Source organism: Micromonospora sp. WMMD737, from assembly GCF_049179055.1.
Taxonomy (GTDB): Bacteria; Actinomycetota; Actinomycetes; order Mycobacteriales; family Micromonosporaceae; genus Micromonospora; species Micromonospora reichwaldensis.
Window position 1 is genome coordinate 1 of record NZ_JBMHMH010000006.1, and the last position, 8,239, is coordinate 8,239.

Below are 8,239 nucleotides of genomic sequence, written 5' to 3' on the forward strand. Positions count from 1 at the left end.
CCGATCGAACGGATGCGCACCGTCGAGAACTACCCCGACGCCGACGACGAGCTGTCGATGCGCGACAACAACACCTCGGCGTTCAACTGCCGCGATATCCCCGGCACCGGGCAATGGTCGTATCACGCCTACGGGCGCGCGGTCGACGTCAACCCGCGGATCAATCCCTATGTCGACTCCCGCGGCGACGTCCAGCCCGCCAACGCCGGCCCGTGGACCGACCGCGACCGCACCGATCCCGGCATGCTGCACGACGGCGACCCGGCGGTGCTGGCCTTCACCGATCGCGGCTGGACCTGGGGCGGCCACTGGCGCTCCCCATTGGACTACCAACACTTCGAACTGTCCTGACCGAGAGGCGTGCCGATGTGACGATGACGTGAACCCCCGCAGACGGTTCCCGTCCCGTAAATTTGGGCGCCGTCCTCAACGAGCGGAGATCACCCTGCTGCACCGAATCGCGCTGCTGGCCATGGCCGCACCGCGCCGAATACTCACCGCCGCCGCGGTATTGACCGTCGCACTGGCGGTGTTCGGCGTGCCGGTGGCCAAGAGCCTGTCCCCCAGCGGCTTTCAGGACCCGGGCGCCGAATCGTCGGCGGCAGCAGATCTTCTCACCGAGAAGTTCGGGCGCGGCGAGGTACAGATGATCATCGTGGTGTCCTCTCCGGATGGGCTGGACACCACCGAGACCCGCCGGGTCGCCGCCGACATCGAACAGGTCCTCGCCCAGCATCCGCACGTCGCGGAGATCTCCTCGGCCTGGAGCGCCCCCGCCGCACCGGACCTGATCAGCACCGACCGCACGGCCGGGTTGATCATCGCGGGAATCACCGGCAGCGAAGCCGAACAGCAGGAGTACGCCGAGGAGATTTCCCAGGAGGTCGCCGGCGACCACGGGGCGGTCACGGTCACCACCGGTGGCACCGCGATGGTGAACCTGCAGATCACCGAACAGTCCCAGCGCGATCTGCTGGTGATGGAGGCACTCGCGATCCCGCTGAGCTTCCTGGTGCTGGTCTGGGTGTTCGGCGGGTTGCTGGCCGCCGCGGTGCCGGTGGCGATCGGAGCGATGTCGGTGATCGGGGCGCTGGCAGTGCTGCGGCTGGTCACATTCGGCACCGACGTGTCGATCTTCGCCCTGAACCTGGCCGTCGCCATGGGTCTGGCCCTGGCCATCGACTACACGCTGCTGGTCGTGTCGCGCTATCGCGACGAGTTGGCCACCGGCGCCGCGCCGGCGACCGCGCTGGTGCGCACCATGACGACCGCCGGGCGCACGGTGATCTTCTCGGCGACGACGGTCGCGCTGTCCATGGCAGCGATGGTGCTGTTCCCGATGCACTTCCTGAAGTCGTTCGCCTACGCGGGGGTGGCCACCGTGGCCTTCGCCGCCGCGGCGGCCGTCGTCGTCACCCCCGCGGCGCTGGTCGTGCTGGGCGACCGGCTGGACGCGCTGGACGTGGCCCGGCTGGGGCGCCGCCTGCTGCGCCGGCCCGAGCCCACACCGGTTCCGGTCGAGCAGCGCTTCTGGTACCGGGGTGCGCACGCCGTGATGCGCCGCGCCCTGCCGCTGGGCCTGGCCGTCGTCATCCTGCTGTTGGTGCTCGGTGCGCCGTTCCTGGGGGTGCGTTGGGGCTTCCCCGACGACCGGGTGCTGCCCGCCTCGAGTTCGGCCCATCAGGTCGGCGACGCCCTGCGCCAGGACTTCTCCGACAACACCGACGCCGCGGTGACGGTGGTGATCCCCGACAGCGCCGGGCTGACCGCGGCCGACGTGTCCGACTACGCGGCCGCGCTGTCCCAGGTAGCCGACGTCGCGGCGGTGTCCGCCCCGACCGGGACCTTCGTCGAGGGGGCCCGCACCGGCGGACCGTCCGCGCCGGCCGGCGAGCGCGACGGCAGCATGTTCCTGACCGTCGCGAGCACCGCGCCGCTGTTCTCCGAGGCCTCGGAGAACCAGCTCGACGGCCTGCACGCCGTGGACGGCCCCGGTGGGCGCACCGTGCAGATGACCGGCACCGCCCAGACCAACCGCGACAGCGTCGACGCGATCACCTCGACCCTGCCGCTGGTGCTCGGGCTGATCGCCGTCATCATGTTCGCGCTGTTGTTCCTGCTCACCGGCAGTGTGGTGGTGCCGCTGAAAGCCCTGGTGCTCAACATGCTGTCGCTCACCGCCGCGTTCGGCGCCCTGGTGTGGATCTTCCAGGACGGCCATCTCGGCGGGCTGGGCACCACCCCGACCGGCACCCTGGTGGCGAACATGCCGGTGCTGCTGTTCTGCATCGCCTTCGGCCTGTCGATGGACTACGAGGTGTTCCTGGTCGCCCGCATCCGCGAGTTCTGGCTGCAGCCGGGGGTGTCCAACGATGAGGCGGTGGCGCTGGGCATCGCCCACACCGGCCGCGTGATCACCGCCGCCGCGCTGGTCATGTCGATCTCGTTCGCCGCGCTGATCGCGGCGAGCACGTCGGTGATGCGGATGTTCGGTCTCGGCCTGACGCTGGCGGTGCTCGTCGACGCGACCCTGGTGCGCATGGTGCTGGTGCCCGCGTTCATGCGGCTGATGGGCGGGGCGAACTGGTGGGCGCCGAACTGGTTGAGACGAATCCACGACCGCCTGGGCATCGACGAGGAGCCGGCGGCACAATCGAATGACAATGAAGATGCGGAACGGATCACCACATGACCGCCAATACCCACGACACCAACCCCATCAGCGTCATCGCCGGCGTCCAGGGAGCGCTGCCACCACACCGCTACAGCCAGCACGAGATCACCGAGACCTTCCTGCAGGCGCCGGCGTTCACCGATCTCGGTGACGTGGTGCGGGCCCTGCACGAGCACGCGAAGGTCAACTCGCGCCACTTCGTGCTTCCCCTGGACCGCTACACCACGCTGACCGACTTCGGCGAAGCCAACGACCTCTACCTCGAGCACGCCCTCGACCTGGCCTGCGAGGCGCTGACCGCCGCGCTGGACGAGGCCGGACTGCGCCCCAGCGATCTCGACATGATCATGACCACCACCGTCACCGGCATCGCGGTGCCGTCGCTGGACGCCCGGATCGCCGGGCGGCTGGGGCTGCGACCCGACATCCGCCGGATCCCGTTGTTCGGGCTCGGCTGTGTGGCCGGCGCGGCGGGCATCGCCCGCATGCACGACTATCTGCGCGGGGCACCGGACCACGTCGCCGCGCTGGTGTCGGTGGAGCTGTGCTCGCTGACCTACCCGGCGGTCGAGCCGACCATGGCCAGCCTGGTCGGCAGCGCGCTGTTCGGTGACGGCGCGGCCGCCGTGGTCGCCGCCGGGGAGAACCGCGCCGGAGCGATCGACGCCGCTGGACCCGAGGTGCACGACTCCCGCAGCCGGATGTATCCGGACTCGCTGGACACGATGGGCTGGAAGATCGGGCACACCGGTTTCCAGCTGGTGCTGGCGCCCAATCTGCCCGAGCTGATCGACCGGTACCTCGCCGAGGACATGACCGGCTTCCTCGCCGATCACGGCATGAGCGTCGGTGACATCGCCGCCTGGGTGTCGCATCCCGGCGGCCCCAAGGTCATCGAGGCGATCAACGCCGCGCTCGGGCTCCCCGAGGACGCGCTCGAGTTGACGTGGCGCTCCCTGGCCGAGGTCGGCAACCTGTCGTCGTCGTCGGTGCTGCACGTGCTGCGCGACACCCGCGCGAAGAAGCCGCCGGCCGGCGAGCCCGGCCTGCTGATGGCGATGGGCCCGGGGTTCTGCTCCGAGCTCGTGCTGCTGCGCTGGACATAGGAGCCCGCCGATGCTCGCCTATACCCTGCTCATCGCCCTGGTCGCCGTCGAACGCGTCGCCGAGCTGGTCGTCTCCCAACGGAACCTGAAGTGGAGCAGGGCCCAGGGCGGCGTCGAGTACGGCGCCGGCCACTACCCGGTGATGGTGGTGCTGCACACCGCACTGCTGGCCGCCTGCCTGTTCGAAGCGGCCCACCGCGAGTTCCTGCCCGCCCTGGGGTGGCCGATGCTGGCTCTCGTGATTGCCGCTCAGGGACTGCGGTGGTGGTGCATCGCCACCCTGGGCCGGCAGTGGAACACCCGCGTCGTCGTCGTCCCCGACGCCGGCCGTGTCACCGGCGGCCCCTACCGGTTCATCCCGCACCCGAACTACGTCGCGGTGGTCGTGGAGGGGTTCGCGCTGCCGCTGGTGCACTCGGCGTGGATCACCGCGCTGGCGTTCACCGTCCTCAACGCCGCGCTGCTGTGGACCCGGATCTCGGTGGAGAACACCGCGCTGCAGACCCTGAGCGACCCCCGGCCTCCGAGGTGATCGATCTGGTGGTCGCCGGGGGCGGGCCCGCGGGCCTGGCCACCGCGATCCACGCCGCCCGGGCCGGGCTGCACACCGTCGTCGTCGAGAAGCGCACCGGCCTGATCGACAAGGCCTGCGGCGAGGGCCTGATGCCGCACGCGGTGGGTCAGTTGCGGCAGCTCGGCGCGGACCCGGCGGGCAAACCGTTCCTGGGGATCTCCTATTTCGACGCCGGACACCACGTCACCGCCCGGTTCGGCTCCGGAGCCGGTCTGGGGGTGCGGCGCACGACGCTGCACGCGGCGCTGCTGGCCGAGGCTCGGGCGGCCGGGGTCGAGATGGTGCACGACAAGGTCGGCCCGGTGAGCCAGGACGCCGACGGGGTGACGGTCAACGGGCTGCGCAGCCGTTATCTCGCCGCGGCCGACGGCCTGCACTCCCCGATCCGGACCGCGCTGGGTCTGGAGCGCCCGGCCGGCGGGACCCGCCGGTGGGGTATCAAGCGGCACGTCGAGGTGGCGCCGTGGAGCGAGTTCGTCGAGGTGTACTGGGCGGGCGGGCGGGCGGGACCGGGCGCTGCGGGGGCCGGGGCGGCCGCGGAAGCCTATGTGACTCCGGTGGCCGACGACTGTGTCGGGATCGCCGTCCTGACGTCGCGGCAGGGCCGCTTCGAGCAGCATCTCGAGGCGTTTCCGGAGTTGCGGGAACGCCTCGACGGGCACGCCCACCAGCCGGACCGGGCGGCCGGCCCGCTGCGCCAGCGGGTGCGCAGCCGGGTGGCGGGGCGGGTGCTGCTGGTCGGTGACGCGGCCGGCTACGTCGACGCGCTGACCGGTGAGGGGCTGGGTCTGGCGTTCGCGGCGTCGCGGCTGCTGGTCGACAGCGTGGTCGCCGACCGGCCGCAGGACTACGAACGGCACTGGCGCCGCGCGACCCGGCGCTACCGGATACTGACCGCGGGGATGCTGCACGCGAGCACATCACCGCTGCGCTCCTTCATCGTGCCCGCTGCCAGCACCTTCCCGCGCGTGTTCAGCGGGGCGGTCAACCTGCTAGGCAACTAGGAGCCTGCTGGGCAATCCGACGATCTCCACATCGTCGGCTAGCGCGGAGTTCACATTCCGGACTCTGTTGAGAAACACGTGCGCGACACAATGACGCGTCCCCGCCTTGCCACGGCCACACCTGTAGGAGCCGCAGTGACCGATGTCGTGAACTCCACGTCGGACGAATCCACCGATCACAACGGGGCGCCGGTCGGTCCCACCGGACAAACCCGCTCCGGCATGACTGCCGACGCGCTGCGCGCGGCGGTGTCCGATCACCTGGTCTATTCGATCGCCCGCCCGCCGGCGGTGCTGACCCCCGAGCACTACTACAAGGCGCTGTCGCTGGCGGTGCGTGACCGGATGCAGAAACGCTGGATGGCGACCACACAGGACTGGCTGGATCTGTCCTGCAAGGTCACCTGCTACCTGTCGGCGGAGTTCCTGATGGGCCCGCAGCTGGGCAACAACCTGCTCAACCTGGGCATCGAGGCGCAGGCACGCGAGGCGCTGGCCGACCTGGGCCAGGACCTCGACGTGATCCTGGACTGCGAGGGCGAGCCCGGGCTGGGCAACGGCGGCCTGGGCCGGCTGGCGGCCTGCTATCTGGACTCGATGGCCACCCTGGAGCGTCCGTCGATCGGATACGGCATCCGCTACGAATTCGGCATCTTCAAGCAGGATCTCGCCGACGGCTGGCAGGTCGAGAAGACCGACAACTGGCTGGTGCACGGCAATCCGTGGGAGATCGACAAGCCGGACGCCACCTACACGGTGAACTGGGGCGGTCACACCGAGGAGTACGAGGACGTCACCGGCAAGTTCCGGGTGCGCTGGGTGCCGCAGCGGGTCCTCAAGGGCGTCTCCTACGACACCCCGGTGCAGGGCTACGGCGTCAACACCTGCAACACCCTGACGTTGTGGAGCGCCCGGGCCGTGGAGTCGTTCGCCCTCGACGCGTTCAACACCGGCGACTTCTACAAGGCCGTCGACGACGAGGTCGTCTCCGAGACGGTGTCCAAGGTGCTCTACCCCAACGACGAGCCGGAGGCGGGTAAGCGGCTGCGGCTGCTGCAGCAGTACTTCTTCGTGACGTGCTCGCTGCAGGACATCCTGAACATCCATCTGCAGCGCGCACACCTGCCGCTGAGCGCGCTGCCGGACAAGTGGGCGATCCAGCTCAACGACACCCACCCCTCGATCGCGGTGGCCGAGTTGATGCGGCTGCTGATCGACGACTACCAGTTGTCCTGGGATGCCGCCTGGGACCTGACCGTGCGGACCTTCGGCTACACCAACCACACGCTGCTGCCCGAAGCGCTCGAGACGTGGCCGCTGCGGATCTTCGGTGACGCATTGCCGCGGCACCTCGAGTTGATCTACGAGATCAACGAGCGCTTCCTCGAGCAGGTGCGCGATTGCTTCCCCGGTGACGACGAGCGGCTGTCGCGGATGTCGCTGATCGGGGAGAACGACGGCAAGTGTGTGCGGATGGCACACCTGGCCACGGTGGGCAGCCACACCGTCAACGGTGTCGCGGCGCTGCACTCCGAGCTGTTGAAGGCCAGCGTGCTCAAGGACTTCTACGAGATGTGGCCCGAGCGGTTCGGCAACGTCACCAACGGGGTGACGCCGCGGCGGTTCCTGGCGTTGTCCAACCCAGGGCTGCGCGAGCTGCTCGACGACACCATCGGTTCCGGCTGGATCACCGACCTGAGCCGGCTCAGCGGGCTGGAGTCGTTCGTCGACGATCAGGCGTTCCGGGCGCGGTGGCGCGAGGTCAAGCGCGCCAACAAGGCGCGGCTGGCCGAATACGTGCACACCACCACCGGCATCGAGCTGGATCCGACGTGGATGTTCGACGTCCAGGTCAAGCGGATCCACGAGTACAAGCGCCAGCACCTGATGGTGCTGCACATCATCGCGCTGTACCACCGGCTCAAGAACAATCCGGGCCTGGTGATCCCGCCGCGGGTGTTCATCTTCGGCGGCAAGGCAGCGCCCGGTTATTTCATGGCCAAACGCATCATCAAGTTGATCACCGCTGTCGGCGACACCGTCAACCACGACCCGGAGGTCAACCGGTTCCTGAAGGTGGTGTTCCTGCCGAACTTCAACGTCAAGAACGCGCATCTGATCTATCCGGCGGCCAACCTCTCCGAGCAGATCTCGACGGCCGGCAAGGAGGCCTCGGGCACCGGGAACATGAAGTTCATGATCAACGGGGCGCTCACGATCGGCACGCTGGACGGGGCGAACGTGGAGATCCGTCAGGAGGCCGGCGCGGAGAACTTCTTCCTGTTCGGGCTGACCGAGGGTCAGGTCGAAAAGGTCAAGGCGGAGGGCTACCGGCCGATCGACCGCGTCGACTCCGACCCGGAGCTGGCGGCGGTGCTCGAGTTGATCGCGCGCGGGGAGTTCACCCACGGGGACACCGAGACGCTGCGCCCGATCGTGGACAATCTGATCCACCACGACCCGTTCCTGGTGCTGGCCGACTACCGGTCCTACGTCAACTGCCAGGACGAGGTCAGCAAGGCCTGGCTGGACGGGGACAGCTGGTCGCGGATGTCGATCCGCAACACCGCCCGCAGCGGCAAGTTCTCCTCGGACAGGGCGATCCGCGAGTACTGCGAGCAGATCTGGGGTGTCGGCCCGATGTCGGTCGACCTGTCCTAGCGCCTGGCAATTTCGGTGTGACCAGTCGCGGATACCGCGACTGGTCACACCGAAATCACCCGTAGAGCGGCGCGCTCTCAGGTGCCGTCGGCACCGTCGGCCCCCGCTGCGCCGTCGGCACCGTCGCCGGCAGCCCCTGCCCCGCCGGTGCCACCACCTCCTCCAGCACCGCCGGGCGCGGTCGAGTTCCTGCCCTGGTCTCCGCCGTCACCGCCGTCAC

Annotated in this window: 6 protein-coding genes; all 6 read left to right on the top strand. The window is 69.3% G+C overall.

Going from position 1 to position 8,239, the window contains the following annotated elements; all coding sequences use genetic code 11:
• Positions 1 to 351, top strand: a 351-nt coding sequence (locus tag ACN27A_RS33625; protein ID WP_421458907.1) for a M15 family metallopeptidase, incomplete at its 5' end; no start/stop codon positions are given.
• A 28-nt stretch (positions 352 to 379) separates the two neighbouring features.
• Positions 380 to 2,692, top strand: a complete 2,313-nt coding sequence (locus tag ACN27A_RS33630; protein WP_421458908.1) for an MMPL family transporter — start codon at positions 380 to 382, stop codon at positions 2,690 to 2,692.
• A complete protein-coding gene (locus ACN27A_RS33635; protein ID WP_421458911.1) occupies positions 2,689 to 3,780 on the top strand; it encodes a type III polyketide synthase in 1,092 nt (363 codons plus the stop codon). The genes ACN27A_RS33630 and ACN27A_RS33635 overlap by 4 nt, the downstream gene beginning before the upstream one ends.
• Before the next feature lie 10 nt (positions 3,781 to 3,790).
• Positions 3,791 to 4,312 (top strand): isoprenylcysteine carboxyl methyltransferase family protein, encoded by a 522-nt coding sequence (locus ACN27A_RS33640; protein WP_421458914.1) that lies wholly within the window; start codon positions 3,791 to 3,793, stop codon positions 4,310 to 4,312.
• A complete protein-coding gene (locus ACN27A_RS33645) occupies positions 4,309 to 5,358 on the top strand; it encodes an NAD(P)/FAD-dependent oxidoreductase (protein WP_421458916.1) in 1,050 nt (349 codons plus the stop codon). The genes ACN27A_RS33640 and ACN27A_RS33645 overlap by 4 nt, the downstream gene beginning before the upstream one ends.
• A gap of 222 nt (positions 5,359 to 5,580) precedes the next feature.
• Positions 5,581 to 8,019 carry a glycogen/starch/alpha-glucan phosphorylase gene (locus ACN27A_RS33650; RefSeq protein ID WP_421458918.1) on the top strand — a complete coding sequence of 813 codons (2,439 nt, stop codon included), beginning with the start codon at positions 5,581 to 5,583 and terminating at the stop codon, positions 8,017 to 8,019.
• Positions 8,020 to 8,239 lie beyond the last annotated feature (220 nt).

Bases quoted from the DNA above. Each gene is read 5' to 3' on its own strand.
- ACN27A_RS33635 (WP_421458911.1), top strand. From the start codon at position 2,689: ATGACCGCCAATACCCACGACACCAACCCCATCAGCGTCATCGCCGGC.
- ACN27A_RS33640 (WP_421458914.1), top strand. From the start codon at position 3,791: ATGCTCGCCTATACCCTGCTCATCGCCCTGGTCGCCGTCGAACGCGTC.
- ACN27A_RS33650 (WP_421458918.1), top strand. From the start codon at position 5,581: ATGACTGCCGACGCGCTGCGCGCGGCGGTGTCCGATCACCTGGTCTAT.